The 16,716-nt window shown below is 59.7% G+C and carries 16 protein-coding genes, 1 tRNA gene and 1 pseudogene; 4 read left to right on the top strand and 14 right to left on the bottom strand.

All coding sequences use genetic code 11. The features are described from left to right. Positions 1-151: 151 nt before the first annotated feature. Positions 152-1,729, bottom strand: coding sequence for a histidine kinase famiy protein (locus AB9L16_RS06210; RefSeq protein WP_375123248.1), 1,578 nt, complete (start codon positions 1,727-1,729; stop codon positions 152-154). A 196-nt stretch (positions 1,730-1,925) separates the two neighbouring features. Between AB9L16_RS06210 and AB9L16_RS06205 the strand changes: the two genes are divergently transcribed. Next, on the top strand, positions 1,926-2,924 hold the full coding sequence (locus AB9L16_RS06205) for a ribonuclease Z (RefSeq protein WP_056783549.1): 999 nt from the start codon (positions 1,926-1,928) through the stop codon (positions 2,922-2,924). A 23-nt stretch (positions 2,925-2,947) separates the two neighbouring features. Here AB9L16_RS06205 and AB9L16_RS06200 read toward each other — a convergent pair. The 7 genes and pseudogenes from AB9L16_RS06200 to dapA all read right to left on the bottom strand — a co-directional run. Continuing rightward, a pseudogene (locus AB9L16_RS06200) lies at positions 2,948-3,082 on the bottom strand (manganese catalase family protein); the annotation flags it as partial. 40 nt (positions 3,083-3,122) lie between these two features. Continuing rightward, entirely contained in the window at positions 3,123-4,478 is a 1,356-nt protein-coding gene (chrA, locus tag AB9L16_RS06195) for a chromate efflux transporter (RefSeq protein ID WP_375123247.1), read from the bottom strand. 119 nt (positions 4,479-4,597) lie between these two features. After that, positions 4,598-4,687, bottom strand: a tRNA-Ser gene (locus AB9L16_RS06190). Positions 4,688-4,772: 85 nt separating this feature from the next. After that, a complete protein-coding gene (gene purC, locus AB9L16_RS06185; protein WP_016771262.1) occupies positions 4,773-5,486 on the bottom strand; it encodes a phosphoribosylaminoimidazolesuccinocarboxamide synthase in 714 nt (237 codons plus the stop codon). Between the two features lie 28 nt (positions 5,487-5,514). After that, complete coding sequence (locus AB9L16_RS06180) at positions 5,515-6,276, bottom strand: MBL fold metallo-hydrolase (RefSeq protein ID WP_024012002.1); 762 nt, start codon at positions 6,274-6,276, stop codon at positions 5,515-5,517. Between the two features lie 6 nt (positions 6,277-6,282). Further along, positions 6,283-7,398 carry an outer membrane protein assembly factor BamC gene (bamC, locus tag AB9L16_RS06175; RefSeq protein ID WP_375123246.1) on the bottom strand — a complete coding sequence of 372 codons (1,116 nt, stop codon included), beginning with the start codon at positions 7,396-7,398 and terminating at the stop codon, positions 6,283-6,285. Between the two features lie 17 nt (positions 7,399-7,415). Further along, positions 7,416-8,294, bottom strand: coding sequence for a 4-hydroxy-tetrahydrodipicolinate synthase (gene dapA / locus AB9L16_RS06170; RefSeq protein WP_016771265.1), 879 nt, complete (start codon positions 8,292-8,294; stop codon positions 7,416-7,418). A 328-nt stretch (positions 8,295-8,622) separates the two neighbouring features. On the opposite strand from dapA, the gene AB9L16_RS06165 reads away from it, so the two are divergent. Both AB9L16_RS06165 and AB9L16_RS06160 read left to right on the top strand, forming a co-directional pair. Further along, positions 8,623-9,183, top strand: a complete 561-nt coding sequence (locus AB9L16_RS06165) for a glycine cleavage system protein R (protein ID WP_024012001.1) — start codon at positions 8,623-8,625, stop codon at positions 9,181-9,183. Positions 9,184-9,193: 10 nt separating this feature from the next. Next, positions 9,194-9,667, top strand: a complete 474-nt coding sequence (locus AB9L16_RS06160) for a peroxiredoxin (protein WP_056783542.1) — start codon at positions 9,194-9,196, stop codon at positions 9,665-9,667. Positions 9,668-9,786: 119 nt separating this feature from the next. Here AB9L16_RS06160 and AB9L16_RS06155 read toward each other — a convergent pair whose 3' ends face one another. Further along, on the bottom strand, positions 9,787-10,857 hold the full coding sequence (locus tag AB9L16_RS06155) for an AI-2E family transporter (protein ID WP_041478862.1): 1,071 nt from the start codon (positions 10,855-10,857) through the stop codon (positions 9,787-9,789). A 32-nt stretch (positions 10,858-10,889) separates the two neighbouring features. Further along, positions 10,890-11,129: a sulfurtransferase TusA family protein gene (locus AB9L16_RS06150; RefSeq protein ID WP_041478863.1), complete on the bottom strand. Its 240-nt coding sequence runs from the start codon at positions 11,127-11,129 to the stop codon at positions 10,890-10,892. A gap of 96 nt (positions 11,130-11,225) precedes the next feature. Between AB9L16_RS06150 and AB9L16_RS06145 the strand changes: the two genes are divergently transcribed. Then, positions 11,226-12,659, top strand: a complete 1,434-nt coding sequence (locus AB9L16_RS06145; protein WP_024011999.1) for a M48 family metalloprotease — start codon at positions 11,226-11,228, stop codon at positions 12,657-12,659. Positions 12,660-12,740: 81 nt separating this feature from the next. Here the strand turns inward: AB9L16_RS06145 and AB9L16_RS06140 are convergent, their stop codons facing one another. From AB9L16_RS06140 to rpoE, 4 genes are all read right to left on the bottom strand, one after another. Then, entirely contained in the window at positions 12,741-14,174 is a 1,434-nt protein-coding gene (locus AB9L16_RS06140) for a DegQ family serine endoprotease (protein ID WP_150742398.1), read from the bottom strand. Between the two features lie 208 nt (positions 14,175-14,382). Beyond that, a complete protein-coding gene (locus tag AB9L16_RS06135) occupies positions 14,383-15,348 on the bottom strand; it encodes a MucB/RseB C-terminal domain-containing protein (protein ID WP_236167974.1) in 966 nt (321 codons plus the stop codon). A gap of 8 nt (positions 15,349-15,356) precedes the next feature. After that, complete coding sequence (locus tag AB9L16_RS06130; RefSeq protein ID WP_008077804.1) at positions 15,357-15,944, bottom strand: sigma-E factor negative regulatory protein; 588 nt, start codon at positions 15,942-15,944, stop codon at positions 15,357-15,359. Positions 15,945-15,974: 30 nt separating this feature from the next. Next, complete coding sequence (gene rpoE / locus AB9L16_RS06125; protein WP_003172477.1) at positions 15,975-16,556, bottom strand: RNA polymerase sigma factor RpoE; 582 nt, start codon at positions 16,554-16,556, stop codon at positions 15,975-15,977. Positions 16,557-16,716 lie beyond the last annotated feature (160 nt).

The following is a 16,716-nucleotide window of genomic DNA, read 5'->3' as shown; positions in this document are numbered from 1 at the left end:
AACCGTCCTCGTTGACGCTCAGTCGATCGGCCCGTTATTGATCATCAAGTCATCGCTCACTGCCAACATCTCCTCAGGGATCGGGTCCCTCACTGGTTGTTCAATGCAGTCTTTAGGATGGACGCCGAACGTGCGCCGTCAGTTCGTTTTTTCAGCCGAGCATCGAGCGCAGCTTGCGCAAAAGGTCCACCGGCGCGTAGGGCTTGGCGATCAATTCGAACTCATTGTCAGCCAGCTCATTGGGCGTCGACTCGTCCGCGCAGTACCCGGTCGTCAGCAGGATCTTCATGGCCGGATAGCGTTGGCTGATTTCCCGCGCCAGTGCCAGCCCGTTCATGTCGCCCGGCATGACCAAATCGGTGAATACCAGGTCGTATTCGCTACTCTGCAGCACGGCCAGTGCCTCGCTCGCATCTGCAGCGAGGTCGGTGTGGTAACCCTGTTCGGACAATACAAAGCGCGCCAGTTCAGCGACTTCGGCGCGATCCTCGACGATCAGGATGCGCTCCGTGCCCTTGAGATTTTCTGCGGCTTCAGCGGAGCCAGATGCCGATAGCTGACTGTCATCCGCCGGGAAGAACAGGCGCACCGTGGTGCCGAGTCCCGGCGTCGATTCGATTTTGACCACACCGCCGGATTGCTTGACGAAGCCGTAAACCATCGACAAACCGAGGCCGGCACCATTGCCTTCCTCTTTGGTGGTGAAAAACGGCTCCATCACTTTGTCGAGATCGTCAGCGGCAATGCCCACGCCGTTATCGGCAACCGCGATGCAGACGTAACGCCCCGCCGCCAGTCCGCCCTGGTGCGGATCCGTCGAGTCCGGTACATCGACGTTGCGGGTCTGCACGGTGATCGCAGGTTGCTGCTGGTCAACCAGCGCATCGCAGGCGTTGGAGAGCAAATGGTTCAGCGCCATCTCGGCCTGCGCCGGGTCGAGCCGGCAGTTCCACAAGTCCTCGGCCAGTTCGAATCGCGGTTCCAGATCGGCGGATTCATGCGTCGGCAGCGTAGAGCGCTCAAGCAAGGCATTGAGATTGATCACCCGGCCTTCGAGCCGTTGTCGGCGGGAGAATGCCAGCAGATGCTGGGTCAGCAAACGTGCTTTTTCCGCCGCCGCGCGAGCGTGACCGGCGCCTACCACGATGCGTTGCGGATCAATGCTCGGCCGCTTTGCGGTGTGCTGGATCAGCTCAATGTAGCCGATCATCACTTGCAGCAGGTTGTTGAAGTCGTGGGCAATGCCACCGGTCAACTGGCCCAGCGCTTCCATGTTCTCGCTGTAGCGCAGGCCGTCCTCGGCGTCGCGTCGGCGGCTGACGTCCATTTGCGAAGCGAAGAAATACACCAGTTGTCCGCGCTCGTTGAATAGCGGCGCGATGAACAGCTCGTTCCAGAACGACGAGCCGTCCTTGCGATAGTTGAGCACCTCCACGCAGGTTTCGTGGTGATGTTTCAGCGCTTGCTTGACCCGTTGCAACACCGCACGATCAGTCTGCTCGCCTTGCAGAAACCTGCAGTTGCGCCCGAGCACTTCTTCCAGCTCGTAGCCGCTGAGTTCAAGAAACGCATTGTTGGCAAAAATGATGGGATCGTCGGGCTGCGCTGGATCGGTGACAATCATGGCCATGCGGCTGACCTGCACCGCCGCGAAAAACACATCTTTGCGTTCTTGCGAAAGGGTCGCCGCATCGGCGCGGTCGACGATCGGCCTGGATTTTCTGGGCAAGTTGACCTCCGCTAAGTGACTCCGTTTCGCTGTGACCATCATCAGCGAGCGAAGTGCCGAGGCCAGCCGCCGACAGCGCGGGTGTCCGATGAATTGTCGCAGTCCATCGATGGATCCGAATCGCCTCGCTGATTGTCGAAAGCTCACCGAGAACTGCACGCAATATCTGAAATCCGATCCGCCAGGGAGAACCACCGTGGATTTGTTGTTTCTGGGCACGTCTGCCGGCGTGCCGACCCGCCAGCGCAACGTCAGCGCGACGGCACTGATCGCGTCTGCCGGCAAGGGCTGGTACCTGATCGATTGCGGTGAAGGCACCCAGCATCAGGTGCTGCGCACGCCGCTGTCGCTGAGCGAGTTGCGGGCGATTTTCATCACTCATGTGCATGCCGATCACTGCCTGGGCTTGCCGGGTCTGCTGGCGAGCACCGGCATGTCCGGACGCACGCGACCACTGGACATTATCCTGCCGACAGCGCTGCATCCCTGGCTGAAAATGAGTCTGGAGGTGACGCAATCGTATCTGCCGTTCGAGATCAACCTGCATGCTGTGGAAACGCTTACAGAGTGGCGCAGCGTCAACGTTCAGGTGCAGACCGTTGAGTTGTCGCACCGCGTGCCGTGTCATGGTTATGTGTTCACCGAGTCCGACCCGGAACCGCGTCTGGACGTGCAGCGCCTGGATGCCGAGGGTATCGAACGCGGCCCGCTCTGGGGTCAGTTGGCCCACGGTCAGGACGTGGAGGTTGACGGACGGATGCTGCACGCTCGCGACTATCTGCTGAGTTCACGACCTGATCGACGCATCATTGTCTGCGGCGATAACGATCGGCCGGCACTGCTGGCCGAAGTGGCGCAATCGGCAGATGTGCTCGTGCATGAAGCGACATTCGTGCAGGCAGCAATCGACCGCGCTCGTGCCAGTTACGGCCACAGCAGCGCCGCCGCTGTCGCTGGATTTGCCGAATCAGCCGGGGTGCGCAATCTGGTGTTGACGCATTTCAGCGCGCGCTATCAGGCCAATCCGGCGGTGAGCCCGTCGATCGAGGATGTGCGCAACGAAGCGGCAGCGCTGTATCACGGCCAACTGATTCTGGCGCGGGATCTGCAGCGCTATCACCTCGACCGTTTGGGGCATTTGCAGCCCGTAGCGATCGAGCGCAAATCTTTGCAAGTCACCAAGATTTCACAGTGATTAACCGGGGCGCGCCGCCTGATGTCAGGCGCGCGCCCCATCAAGCGCTCATAGACGATCTTCGCCCGTGCTTCAGCTGCGATGTTGGAGCGCATGTCGGCGCCCTTGTTGAGCATGACGATGATCGAGCCAATGATCTCCAGGTGACTGAGTTCTTCAGGCCTCCAGCGCGCGACTCGATTTCCGGCGCCGCGACCACTAACGCAGCAAATGCACCACCAACCCAACCAACGCACAGCCCAGCAACACCTGAATCACTCCGCGCTTGAAGCGAAACAGCGCAATGGCCGCCGCAAGCGCAATCAACGCCGACGTCCAGTCCAGGCTGCCGCTGAAACCCTGCGGCCAGAGCACGTGGTAGCCGAAGAAACACGCCAGGTTGAGAATCACCCCTACCACCGCGGCGGTGATGGCGGTCAGCGGGGCGGTGAATTTGAGTTCGTCGTGCGTCGACTCCACCAGCGGGCCGCCGGCGAGGATGAACAGGAATGAGGGTAGAAAGGTAAACCACGTCACCAGCGCGGCGGCGACCGCTCCGGCGAGGAACACCTGATCGGCGCCGAACACCTGCGTCACATAAGCGCCGACAAAACCGACGAACGCCACCACCATGATCAGCGGCCCTGGCGTGGTTTCGCCCAGCGCCAGGCCGTCGATCATCTGTGTCGGGGTCAGCCAGCCGTAGTGACCGACCGCACCTTGATAGACATATGGCAACACCGCATAAGCCCCGCCAAAGGTGAGCAGCGCAGCTTTGGTGAAGAACCAGCTCATTTGCGTCAACGTGCCCTGCCAGCCGAATAGCGCGGTCAATACACCCATCGGCAATGCCCACAGCGCGGCACCGATCACGGCGATCAAGGTCAGTTTCTTCCAGCTGAAACGGGCATGGGCCGGGGTTGGCGTGTCGTCATCGATCAACGCCGCGCCGAAAGACTTCTTCGCCGCGCTATGCCCGCCGACCCTGAATTTCTCCGGCGCCGTTCGACCGCCGAAATAGCCAATCACCGCCGCGCCCAGCACGATCAGCGGAAACGGCACATTGAACGCAAAAATCGCCGTAAACGATCCCGCCGCAATTGCCCACAGCCAATTGTTCTTCAGCGCCCGCGACCCGATCCGATGGGCCGCCTGCACGACGATGGCCGTCACCGCAGGCTTGATCCCGTAAAACAGCCCGGCCACTACCGGCACCTCACCGAAGGCGATATAGAGCCACGACAGGAAAATCAGGATGAACAGCGAAGGCAACACGAACAACGCCCCGGCCACAATCCCGCCCCAGCTTCGATGCATCAGCCAGCCAATGTAGGTCGCCAGCTGCTGCGCCTCCGGCCCGGGCAGCAACATGCAATAGTTCAAGGCATGCAGAAAACGCCGCTCGGAAATCCAGCGTCGGCGCTCGACCAGTTCCTGGTGCATGATCGAAATCTGCCCGGCCGGCCCGCCGAAACTGATAAAGCCCAGCTTCAACCAGAACCAGAACGCCTCGCGCAAACTCACGCTCTGCGGCCTAACGTCATCATCACCCGCCAACGGCTGAACTTCACTCATCGAGCTGTTCCTTTATGCAGTCGGCAGGTTGTACCCGAAAAGCATTGCGAACAAAACGCCAGAAACGAAAAAGCCCCCGCAATCAGCAATGATTACGGGGGCTTTGTCTTGTTCAATAATGGCGGAGAGATAGGGATTCGAACCCTAGGTACCGGTGAAGGTACAACGGATTTCGAATCCGTCCCATTCGGCCACTCTGGCATCTCTCCAACGGCGCGCATCATAACAACACTTTCGTTGGTTGCGAACCCCCCCAAACGAAATTTTTTCCGTGCTATCAGATGCTTGCGTCGATTAAAGCGGTACGCCCAGACGAGCGGCGACTTCTTCGTAGGCTTCGATGACGTCACCAAGGCCCTGGCGGAAGCGGTCCTTGTCCATCTTCTTCTTGGTGTCCTTGTCCCACAGACGGCAGCCGTCCGGGCTGAACTCGTCGCCGAGGACGATGGAGCCGTCGCTGAACACGCCGAATTCAAGCTTGAAGTCGACCAGCAGCAGGCCGGCGTCGTCGAACAGTTTGCTCAGGACTTCGTTGACCTTGAGCGACAGTTCCTTCATGCGCGCCAGTTGCTCGGCGGTGCCCCAACCGAATGCCACAACGTGGGATTCGTTGATGAACGGGTCGCCCTTGGCGTCGTCCTTCAAGAACAGTTCGAAGGTGTACGGGTTGAGCTTCATGCCCTCCTCGACGCCCAGACGCTTGACCAGGCTGCCGGCGGCGTAGTTACGCACGACGCATTCGACCGGGATCATGTCGAGCTTCTTCACCAGGCACTCGTTGTCGCCCAGCAGTTTGTCGAACTGGGTCGGCACGCCGGCCGCTTCGAGTTTCTGCATGATGAAGGCGTTGAACTTGTTGTTCACCATACCTTTGCGATCGAGCTGTTCGATGCGCTTGCCGTCGAACGCCGAAGTGTCGTTGCGAAACAGCAGGATCAAGCGGTCAGCGTCGTCGGTCTTGTAAACCGATTTGGCTTTGCCGCGGTAGAGTTCTTCACGTTTTTCCATGATGGGCTCCGCTTGCTAAGTAGGTGGGCTAGGCGATGTGGCGCCAGTCGAGCCCTGAATCTTGATCGGCCAGTTGCAGCCAGTCCGGGTCGCACCCGAGAGTGTCGACAAAACATTGCCGGGCCAGCTGCGGCAGGTTGTTCTTGCTGCTCAGATGGGCCAGGACCAGGTGTTGCAAGCCCTGCCAGCCCAACTCGGCCACCAGGAATGCCGCCTGATGGTTGTTCAGATGTCCGCGTTCGCCGCCCACCCGCTGCTTGAGAAAGTACGGGTAGTGACCACGGGCCAGCATGTCGCGGCAATGGTTGGACTCGATCATCAATGCATCGAGGTCCCGATAGCCATCCAGCACCCGCTCGCAGAACGATCCCAGGTCGGTCAGCAGGCCGAAGCGCCGCTGTTCCTGATCGCTGAAGACGTACTGGGTCGGCTCCTGCGCGTCATGGGCCACGGCAATGACCCCGACGTTCAGTGCGCCGATCTGCAGTTGCTCGCCGCCGGCGAGAAAGCCTGCCGGTTCCAGCGGTTTGCGCATCCCGCGCAGTGTGCCGCGACTGAGGTAGACCGGCAGATTGTAGCGCCGAGACAGCAAACCCACGCCATGCACGTGGTCGGCATGTTCGTGGGTCACGAGTATCGCGCTCAGTTGCGCCGGGTGCACACCCAGGCGCAACAGACGTCTTTCGGTTTCCCGCAGGGAAAAACCACAATCCACCAGCACGTACGTATCAGCACTGGCGATCAGCGTGCCGTTCCCTTGGCTACCGCTGCCGAGAACGGCAAAACGCATATCGGATCAGCCCAGGTTGTCCTGAATCACGCTCAACACTTTACGCGCGACATCGGCCGGCGCGACGGTGTTGATGTTCTTTTCTACGGTGACCTGGATGTTCTCGCCCACCTTGCTCAGGCGAACCTGATAACGCTCGGCGCGGGCTTCGACTTCTTCCTTGCTCGGCGCACTGCCGAACAGGCTGCTGAAAAAGCCAGGCTTGTCGTCTTTCTTCTCGGCTTTTTCGGCCAGGTTGATGTAGTACAGGCCCAGGCTGCGGTTGATGTCTTCAACGCGCCATTCGCCCTGTTCCAGCGCACGGCCGACGCTCGACCAGGCGCGGTCCAGATCGGTACCGACGTTCAACACCGGGTTGCCGCTGCCGTCTTCGTTCAGGCTGACACGGCTCGGCGCGTCGAAATCACGCGAGGCCAGCATCGACACCGAGCCGCCCTTCTCGGAGGTGCGACTCATGCTCGCGAGCATGTCGTCGACCAGCGCAGCGTCCAGGCCAGTGTTGACCGAACGGTTGGTGAAGGCCACGTCGGCCGTGCTGCTGGCAGGACGCTCGGCGCTGACTACGTAGATTTCACTGGTGTTGCGCTGCACGCCCGGCTCGATACGTACGCGCACACGGGTTTCGCTGTCGCTGGCGATACCGGCCGCACTCAGGCGCTTGGCCATCGAAGCGGACAGCTCGTCGGAGTGCTGCCAGGTAGTGGTGAACTCGCCGGTCTGCGGACGCTGTTCATCCAGACGGAAACCGTTGTCCTGGAAGAACTGCAGCGCCACTGGCCAGACTTCGGCCGGTGGATGCTGGGCTACGACCCAACGCGAATCACCGCTCTTCTGCAGCGAGTAATCAGTGGCATCGGCAACCGCCGACAGCGGCTGAGGACGCGGCACGACGTATTCGCCCGTCGCGGTGTCATCGGCCACGTTGCGCGGGATCGGCAACAGCGGATCTAGACGTTTGGCAGTGCTCACATCCGGTGGCAATTGCATCGGTGCAGTCTGTTGCGCTTGCAGGTAATCGCTTCCACGGTCGCGGAAATAACCTTCCGGCCCCCAGACCCATCCGCAGCCACTGGTGCTGGAGATAATCAAGGCAAGTGCGGAAAGTCCGGCCATTCGCTTCATGCGTTGTACTTCCTCAATTAAACCAGGACGTTGCACTGGCGCAGGGCCGAGCGCAGCGTTTCATGACAAGGGGTGCTCAGCCAGGTCAGTGGCAGGCGGATGCCTTCGTGCATCAGGCCCATTTCGACCAAAGCCCACTTCACCGGAATCGGGTTGGCTTCGATGAACAGGTCCTTGTGCAGCGGCATCAGTTTTTCGTTGATTGCGCGTGCGGTATCGGCGTCGCCCTTCAGCGCGGCCTCGCACAGGTCAGCCATTTCGCGCGGGGCGACGTTGGCGGTGACCGAGATGTTGCCTTTGCCGCCCAGCAGGATCAGCTCGACAGCAGTCGGATCATCGCCGGACAGCACGATGAAATCCTTGCTCACGCCATCGATGATCGCTTTGGCGCGCTTGAGGTCGCCGGTGGCCTCCTTGATGCCGATGATGTTCGGCACGGTGGACAGGCGAATCACCGTCTCGGCCTGCATGTCGCAGGAGGTGCGGCCGGGAACGTTGTAGAGAATCTGCGGAATGTCGACCGCTTCAGCGATGTGCTTGAAGTGCTGGTACAGGCCTTCCTGGGTCGGCTTGTTGTAATAAGGAACCACCAGCAGGCAGGCATCGGCGCCGGCAGCCTTGGCGTTGCGGGTCAGCTCGACGGCTTCGCGGGTCGAATTGGCGCCGGTGCCGGCGATGACCGGAATGCGCCCGGCAACCTGTTTGACCACGGCTTTGATGACGGCGATGTGCTCTTCTACATCAAGGGTGGCCGACTCGCCGGTAGTACCGACGGCGACGATGGCATGGGTGCCGTTCTTGAGGTGGAAGTCCACGAGTTTGCTGAGGCTGTCCCAGTCAAGACGCCCTTGTGCATCCATGGGAGTGACCAGTGCCACCATACTGCCCGCAATCATGAAACCGCTCCTGCCGGAAAAAGAGAGCGGTAATGGTACTGGCGCCAAGATGCTTGCACAAGCGAAGTACAGCGCCGCCGCCATTCCCCTTGGCGCCGCTTTTCGCTACCCTTCAGACTTTGATCGGTACAGATCAGCTTGTACGCCGGGTTTCAGCCTCCCCTTTCGGCCTCCCAGGCCCCGTTCCTGCGTCGCATCGACGCGCTCCCGCACAGTGGAGCGAGCCGCGAACGCTGGCCGGGGCTCTTTATACGGACCGCCAGAACAGGCACGCCCGGCCACCAATGCCCGTCAACCTACCGACCGCTCATCGCTTTAGGAATGCTGCATGTCCACCCCCACAGTTCGCGAACAATTCCTTGTCATCAGTGCCCTCGGCGCCAACCCCATGGAGCTGACCAACGTCCTGTGCCGCGCCAGCCATGAAAACCGCTGCGCTGTCGTCACCTCTCGCCTGACCCGCCACGGCGAGTGCAGCGCTCTGGTGCTGGAAGTTTCCGGTAGCTGGGACGCCCTCGCGCGCCTCGAAGGCAGCCTGCCATTGCTGGCCAAGCGTCACGCTTTCACCGTCAACGTGGTGCGCAGCGCCGCTCTGGAAAATCGTCCGCAAGCGCTGCCTTACGTGGCTTACGTCAGCTCGGCGTATCGCCCGGACATCATCAATGAGCTGTGCCAGTTCTTCATGGACCATAACGTCGAACTGGAAAACCTCACCTGCGACACTTACCAGGCTCCCCAGACCGGCGGCACCATGCTTAACGCCACGTTCACCGTGACCCTGCCGGCCAACACGCAGATCAGCTGGCTGCGCGATCAGTTCCTCGATTTCGCCGACGCGATGAACCTGGATGCCCTGATCGAGCCTTGGCGCCCACAAAACCCAATGTAAGGAAGCTTTCATGGCCGTTGTCATCGACCAACCGGTTGCGGATTTCACCGCGCCTGCGACCAGCGGGCAGACCTTCAGCCTGTCCGAACTCAAGGGCAAGCAAGTGGTGATCTATTTCTACCCGAAGGACAGCACCCCGGGCTGCACCACTCAAGGCCAGGGCTTTCGCGATCAATATGCGGCATTCAAGGCTGCCAACACCGAAGTCTTCGGCATTTCCCGCGACAGCTTGAAGTCGCACGAAAACTTCAAAGGCAAACAGGAATTCCCCTTCGAGCTGATCAGCGATAAGGACGAGGCGGTTTGCCAGCTGTTCGACGTGATCAAGCTGAAAAAGCTGTATGGCAAGGAATACCTGGGCGTTGATCGCAGCACTTTCCTGATTGATAAGGACGGTGTGCTGCGTCAGGAATGGCGTGGCGTGAAAGTGCCGGGGCATGTTGATGCCGTGCTGGCGGCGGCTGAGGCTCTGAATAAAGCCTGATGTTTTTGCTGCGTCGTCACCGACGCCATCGCTGGCAAGCCTGCTCCCACAGGGTTCAGCACATACAAAACCTGTGGGAGCTGGCTTGCCAGCGATGAGGCCAAAAGCCTCACCCCGATTTAAAGCAACGGCGCCACCACCGGCTCCTTGCGCGGCCACGCATCGAGCACAGCCTTGAACAGCGTCGCCAGCGGGATCGCAAAGAACACACCCCAGAATCCCCACAATCCGCCAAACAACAACACCGCGCAGATGATCGCCACCGGATGCAGGTTCACTGCTTCCGAAAACAGCAACGGCACCAGCACGTTGCCGTCCAGCGTCTGAATGATTCCGTAGACCGCCATCAGGTAGATGAACTGATCGCTCCAGCCCCACTGGAACAGCGCAATCAGCAGCACCGGCACCGTCACCACTACTGCACCGACATACGGCACCACCACCGACAACCCCACCAGCAACGCCAGCAGCGCCGCGTAATTCAGGCCCAGCGCGATGAAGGCGATGTAGGTCACGCCGCCGCAAATCACGATCTCGATACCTTTGCCGCGGATGTAGTTGGCAATCTGCCGGTTCATTTCCTGCGCGACGCGGGTGATCAGCGCGCGCTCGCGAGGCAGATAGCCACGCACCCACTCGCCGATCATGGCCCGATCCTTGAGGAAGAAAAACACCAGAATCGGCACCAGCACAAGGTAGATCATGATGTTCACCAGCAGCGGCAAACTCGACAACGAGAAAGTCAGTGCCCACTGGCCAAACTTGCCAATCTCGCCCCGCGCCGCTTCGATCGCTTGCAAGACTTGCTCGTCAGACACCAGATGCGGATAGCGCTCTGGCAATAGAAGCAGCAGCGACTGCCACTTGGCGAGCATGCCCGGCAACTCGTTGAACAGCGTGATCAACTGATGCCACAGCAGCGGCAGCACCACGACAATAAACAGCATCAGCGCGCCCATGAACAGCGCAAACACCAGCCCCACCGCCACCCCGCCGGGCACACGCAGCCGCTCAAGCGTCACCACCAGGCCTTGCATCAGATACGCCAGCACCATGCCCGCCAATACGGGCGCGAGCATGCCGCCGAGGGTAAGCACGGCGGTGAAGGCGAGAACCAGCAGCACCGCCAGCACCACGGCTTCTTCATCGGAGAAGTAGCGCTGAATCCAGTCGCGTAACACTTTGAACATCAATAATCCCTTCGATCGTTAACGCGCTCGCGTCAGGCTTTTTTCAACCAGTAACGGTAGACGCCAGCCTCGTCTTCTTCGCGCAACAGCGCATGACCGGCCAGTTTGGCAAAGGTACGGAAGTCGCGTTGCGAGCCGGCATCGGTAGCGATCACCTTGAGCACAGCGCCGCTGTGCAGTTTGTTGAGTTCCATTTTTGCCTTGAGCAACGGCAACGGACAGTTCAGGCCACTGGCGTCCAGTTCCACGTCATGGGCTACAGCGTCAGTCATTGCGTCACTCCGGTTCGTTGTCGAGCTGCCTAGAATATCTGGTCGCGGCTTCGGTGTCCGGCTACAGTAAGGTCTTTGTCCTCCAAGGCTTTGTGCATGACTTTTCTGCGCCCTACCCTGCTGACGCTCGCTTGCCTGCTCGCCTCACCAGGCTTTGCCGACGATCTGCCGTCACTCGGCGACGCCAGCTCTGCCATTGTCTCGCCGCAACAGGAATACCAGCTCGGCCGCGCATGGCTGGCCATGCTGCGCAGTCAGGTTTCCCAACTCAACGATCCGCAGCTCAAGGACTACGTCGAATCCAGCGTGTACAAGCTGGTCGAGACCAGTCAGGTTTCCGACCGACGTCTGGAATTCATCCTGATCAACAGCCCGCAACTCAACGCCTTTGCAGCGCCGGGCGGAGTGGTCGGGGTCAACGGCGGTCTTTTCCTCAACGCCCAGACCGAGGGTGAGTACGCCTCGGTGCTCGCTCACGAATTGGCGCACTTGTCGCAACGCCACTTTGCTCGCGGGGTGGAAGCCTCACAAAGAATGCAGGTGCCGATGATGGCCGCGTTGCTGGCCGGCATTGTCATTGCGGCGGCCGGCGGCGGTGATGCCGGCATCGCCACCATCGCTGGCACCCAGGCTGCGGCGTTGCAGGAGCAACGGCGCTTCTCGCGACAAAACGAACAGGAGGCGGATCGCATCGGCATCCTCAACCTGGAAAAGGCCGGTTACGATCCGCGGTCGATGCCGACCATGTTCGAACGCCTGATGCGCCAGTACCGCTTTGACGCCAAACCGCCAGAATTCCTCCTGACCCACCCGGTTACCGAATCGCGTATCGCCGACACCCGCAACCGCGCCGAGCAGGCGAAACCGGGCGGCATCGAAGACAGCATGCGCTACCAGTTGATTCGCGCGCGGGTGCAGTTGATCTACGAGGAAACCCCGGGGCTGGGCGCCAAGCGTTTCCGCGCCCTGCTCGATGAAAACCCGAAAAACGATGTCGCGCGATACGGCCTCGCCATCGCGCAAATCAAGGGTGGCCAGCTGAACGAAGCCCGCGAAAATCTCAAGCAATTGTTGGCCAAGTCGCCCAACGAGATTATCTACAACCTCGCTCAGGTCGATCTGGACATCACCAACAATCGCCTGCCCGATGCGCAGTCACGGGTCGACCGCATGCTCACGCAGTTCCCGGGCAACTATCCGCTGAATCAGGTGCGTGTCGATCTGCTGCTGAAACAGAATCGCGCCGCCGATGCCGAGAAGGCGCTGGACAGCCTGCTCAAGTCCCGCCCGGATGATCCGGACGTCTGGTATCAGGTTGCTGAAACCCGTGGCTTGTCGGGCAACATCATCGGCCTGCACCAGGCGCGAGCCGAGTATTTTGCGCTGGTCGGCGATTACCGCCAGGCCATTCAGCAGTTGGACTTCGCCAAGCGCAAGGCTGGCAACAACTTCCCGCTGTCCTCGCGCATCGATGCCCGCCAGCGTGAGCTGATGGAACAGGAGCGTATGGTCAAGGACATGATGGGCTGAGTCTTTCCAGACAAGACAAAAACTTCAGACACAAAAAAACCGCCTCTTTCGAGGCGGTTTCTTTTTTACCTTGTTGCAGGCTTATTCAGCCAGTTTGAAGGTGATGAAGCTGGCACGGCCCTGACGCAGCACGCGCATCGACACCGAACGGTTCTTCGGCAACGCCTTGGCGATGTCGGTGAACTCCTTGGCCGAGCCGATGGCCTGGTTGTTCAGGTGAGTAATCACATCACCCGGCTGCAGACCGATCAGGGCCGCAGGACCGTCCTGCACTTCCTTGATCACCACACCACCTTTGAGGTCGTAGGCTTTCTTCTGCTCGGCGGTCAATTCGCCGACCGCAACACCCAAGCGGTTGCTGCTGCTTTCCGCGCCGGATTTCGGCAGTGCGTCCAGCTCTTTGTCTTCGTCCGGAATTGCGCCGACAGTCAGCTCGACGTTCTTGCGCTTGCCTTCTCGAATCACTTCCAGATTAGCTTTGGCGCCAGCCTTCAGCGCGCCGACCAGATGCGGCAGATCGGCAGACATGACGATCGGCTGACCGTTCATGCTCAGGATCACGTCGCCAACCTGCAGGCCGCCCTTGGCCGCAGGGCCGTCATCCTGGATCTGTGCAACGAGAGCGCCGGCCGGCTTGTCCAGACCGAATGACTCGGCGAGGTCCTTGTTCACTTCCTGAATGACCACGCCCAGCCAGCCGCGGCTGACTTTGCCACCGCTTTTGAGCTGGTTGGAAACATCCATCGCCACGTCGATCGGGATGGCAAACGACACGCCCATGAAGCCACCGGAGCGGGTGTAGATCTGCGAGTTGATGCCGACCACTTCACCATTCAGGTTGAACAGCGGGCCACCGGAGTTGCCCGGGTTGATCGGCACGTCGGTCTGAATGAACGGCACATAGTTTTCGTTTGGCAGGCTACGACCGACGGCGCTGACGATGCCTTGGGTCACGGTGTGGTCAAAGCCGAATGGCGAACCGATCGCGACGACCCACTGGCCAGCCTTCAGATCCTGGGATTTGCCGAGCTTGAGCACCGGCAGATCCTTGCCTTCGATTTTCAGCAACGCCACGTCGGAACGTGGATCGGTGCCGACCAGCTTGGCTTTCATCTCACTGCGGTCAGCCAGGCGGACGAGGATTTCGTCAGCATCGGCGATCACGTGGTTGTTGGTGAGGATGTAGCCGTCCGGCGAAATGATGAACCCCGAACCCAGCGATTGCGCTTCACGCTGACGCCCGTCGCCACGCGGCGAACGCTGCTGAGGCGGCATGCCGCGCTCAAAGAATTCGCGCAGCATCGGTGGCAGACCTTCCAGATCCGGCATCTGCTGATTCACGCGACGGTCCGGCAGTTTCTGCGTGGTACTGATATTCACTACCGCTGGCGACGCTTGTTCGACCAACTGGGTGAAATCAGGCAGATCGGCCGCTTGCGCAGCAGGGACCGCCTGACCGAGCAACAGCACGGTGGCGAAGATGGAAAGATAAGACTTCAAACTAGGTATCGACATACAGCTCCCGTTACGACGAGCAGGGTTAAGCGATATGGAGCAAAGGAACACCGGAAACCACAGACCGGTATTTTTGTTCCGGGAACAACAAACAAGGCCAGAGCCGTGAGGCTCTGACCTATAAAAAATTTTCAGGGGTTTTGCAAATGAAAATGCTCAGCAAACATTTCGACGTCTCGACGACGAGGTGGAAATGACTGAAATCAGCTCACTGCTTGCTGGTCGCAGCGCCATCGTTGTTACGCATCGATAGAGCGATTCGTTCGGCGGTGCCAATCGGGATTTCGCCAACCACCGTGACCATCATTTCACCTTGCGGTGTAGTCAAACGACGGGATACCGCGACGGTAGGGCCCAACTGGGTACGGGTATCGGTGACGGTTGCACCGTTCAACGGCTCAAGGAACACGGAGAAACGCGCCAGGCCATCGTCATACATCAGGCTGCTGACCTGGGTCTTGGTCTGCGCATCCTTGTGCGAACTGCTGCTGGTCAGCTCGAAGCCGGGCGGCAGCCAGTCCGAACGCCAGTTTTGCACGGTCTTCGCCGCAGAAGCCTTGTCGCTTGCGATGTTGATCGGCTTGCAATCGGCGTCTGCCATCAAATCCTTGTCCGACGGGACTTCATCGGTGTCGAGGCTGGTGAACTGAAAGCGCTCGAGCAATTGCCCTTTATCGTTCAACAGCAACGACTTGAGCGGCAGGCCGGTTTTCTTGTCCAGATGCAGCTCGAAACCGTATCGGTGCTGATCACGAGGGGTCAGCGACACGATCACCGCATCACGACCGGCCACGCGCGACTTGCCAATGACAGCAAGGTCATACCAATTCTTCAGCTTTTTGGGGTCCAGCGCACGGGCGGCAGCATTGGGTGAATCACCCAGTCCCGCAATCAGGGTGCCGCTGACGCATTGAGTACGTCCATCAATGCGCACGACTTCCTGAGCCGAACCGTCGAGCTGCAATAACCGCTCGCGGACCTGGCCATTCTGGACACGATGCCAGATGTTGTGCGTGGAAAAACTGCCGTTGCGCTCGTAAACGAAAGTACCGTGAAAGCTTTGCTGCTGCTCGGCCTGGCCCAGACGGGTCAACCAGTCCTGGGCCTCGTCAGCGTGGGCTGGAACGATGAACCAGCCACTGAGCAGAAGCGAAAGTAGAGGGATGGCGCGCATGATCCTCCTTAACGGTTTTCCAGGCTTGCGGCACGTGCGTATGGCAGCGCGCTTTCAGTTCCTTTGAGTGCAGCCTGCTGAGCGTGCTGACGCAGATAGCCTGGCAGACGCTGATCATGCCAGCCTGGCTGTCCTTGCAGAACGCCGTTAGCCATAGGACCAGTCGCTTCCGAGCTTTCGCTGTAACCAGCCAGAACTGCCGGACCCTTGACCTGTGGAGTGGCCAGAGTTGGCTGATTCGACTGCTGTGCCAGTTCAACACCAGCGATTTCGTCCTGATTGTACAGACGAACACCGGCCAGAACGGCCACGGTTACCGAAGCGGCAACAGCGAGGCGACCCAGGTTACGCCATGGGCTGCGGGATACTTTGGCCGGAGCCGTTTCGTCTTCCAGCGCAGCGGACACTGCCGCAGCGATATCCAGACGCGGAAGCAGCAGATCCTTGTGCATGGCTGCCCGAGCGATCTGGTAACGAGCCCAGGTCTCACGGGTATCAACATCATCCAGTGCGCTAAGCACTCGACGCAATTCCAGTTCGTCCGCTTCGTTATCCATCACTGCGGACAGCGATTCCTGCAGGGCTTCACGACTCATGGCGTTCCTCTCTTGGCTGTCGCCGCTGTCTCAGTTTTCCTGCAACAACGGTTGCAGGGCTTTGTCGATGGCCTCCCGAGCGCGGAAAATCCGGGAGCGCACGGTACCCACCGGACACTGCATGACGCTCGCAATGTCCTCGTAACTCAGACCATCGAATTCACGTAAAGTTAAAGCCGTACGCAAATCCTCTGGCAGTTGCTGGATGGTCCGATGGACGGTGCCTTCGATCTCATCCCGCAGCAATGCACGTTCTGGTGATTCGAGATCCTTGAGGCCGTGATCGCCATCATAGAACTCCGCATCCTCCGAACTTACATCGCTATCCGGCGGCCGACGGCCGCGGGAAACCAGGTAGTTCTTTGCCGTGTTAATGGCAATACGGTACAGCCACGTATAAAACGCACTGTCACCGCGGAAATTTCCAAGTGCCCGATACGCCTTGATAAAGGCTTCCTGAGCAACGTCCTGGGCTTCATGGGTGTCGTGCACAAAACGCACGATCAACCCGAGAATTTTGTGCTGATATTTCAGCACCAGCAGATCGAAAGCTCGCTTGTCGCCACGCTGTACGCGTTCGACCAGCTGCTGATCCTCTTCCTGGGTTAGCATGAACACTCCTCGATAAGCCCGGAGGAGACTTGCATTACTAAACGACCAGACTTGCAAACATAGACTCGGGCTTTTCGCAAAAGTTCTCCCCCTCCAAGCAAGTTTCCTGCGGGCTCTGATTTGGCACGCACGAAAAACGCAGCGCGGGATAAACCGGCTG

Origin of the sequence: Pseudomonas sp. LW8 (assembly GCF_041956865.1) — a bacterium.
Lineage (GTDB): Bacteria > Pseudomonadota > Gammaproteobacteria > Pseudomonadales > Pseudomonadaceae > Aquipseudomonas > Aquipseudomonas siliginis.
Note: the sequence above shows the minus strand (reverse complement) of the source record. Positions and strands in the feature narration are given on the sequence as shown.

Coding starts and splice junctions, on each gene's coding strand:
- chrA (WP_375123247.1), bottom strand. CDS start 4,478: ATGAGTGAAGTTCAGCCGTTGGCGGGTGATGATGACGTTAGGCCGCAG.
- purC (WP_016771262.1), bottom strand. CDS start 5,486: ATGGAAAAACGTGAAGAACTCTACCGCGGCAAAGCCAAATCGGTTTAC.
- AB9L16_RS06180 (WP_024012002.1), bottom strand. CDS start 6,276: ATGCGTTTTGCCGTTCTCGGCAGCGGTAGCCAAGGGAACGGCACGCTG.
- bamC (WP_375123246.1), bottom strand. CDS start 7,398: ATGAAGCGAATGGCCGGACTTTCCGCACTTGCCTTGATTATCTCCAGC.
- dapA (WP_016771265.1), bottom strand. CDS start 8,294: ATGATTGCGGGCAGTATGGTGGCACTGGTCACTCCCATGGATGCACAA.
- AB9L16_RS06165 (WP_024012001.1), top strand. CDS start 8,623: ATGTCCACCCCCACAGTTCGCGAACAATTCCTTGTCATCAGTGCCCTC.
- AB9L16_RS06160 (WP_056783542.1), top strand. CDS start 9,194: ATGGCCGTTGTCATCGACCAACCGGTTGCGGATTTCACCGCGCCTGCG.
- AB9L16_RS06155 (WP_041478862.1), bottom strand. CDS start 10,857: ATGTTCAAAGTGTTACGCGACTGGATTCAGCGCTACTTCTCCGATGAA.
- AB9L16_RS06150 (WP_041478863.1), bottom strand. CDS start 11,129: ATGACTGACGCTGTAGCCCATGACGTGGAACTGGACGCCAGTGGCCTG.
- AB9L16_RS06145 (WP_024011999.1), top strand. CDS start 11,226: ATGACTTTTCTGCGCCCTACCCTGCTGACGCTCGCTTGCCTGCTCGCC.
- AB9L16_RS06140 (WP_150742398.1), bottom strand. CDS start 14,174: ATGTCGATACCTAGTTTGAAGTCTTATCTTTCCATCTTCGCCACCGTG.
- AB9L16_RS06135 (WP_236167974.1), bottom strand. CDS start 15,348: ATGCGCGCCATCCCTCTACTTTCGCTTCTGCTCAGTGGCTGGTTCATC.
- AB9L16_RS06130 (WP_008077804.1), bottom strand. CDS start 15,944: ATGAGTCGTGAAGCCCTGCAGGAATCGCTGTCCGCAGTGATGGATAAC.
- rpoE (WP_003172477.1), bottom strand. CDS start 16,556: ATGCTAACCCAGGAAGAGGATCAGCAGCTGGTCGAACGCGTACAGCGT.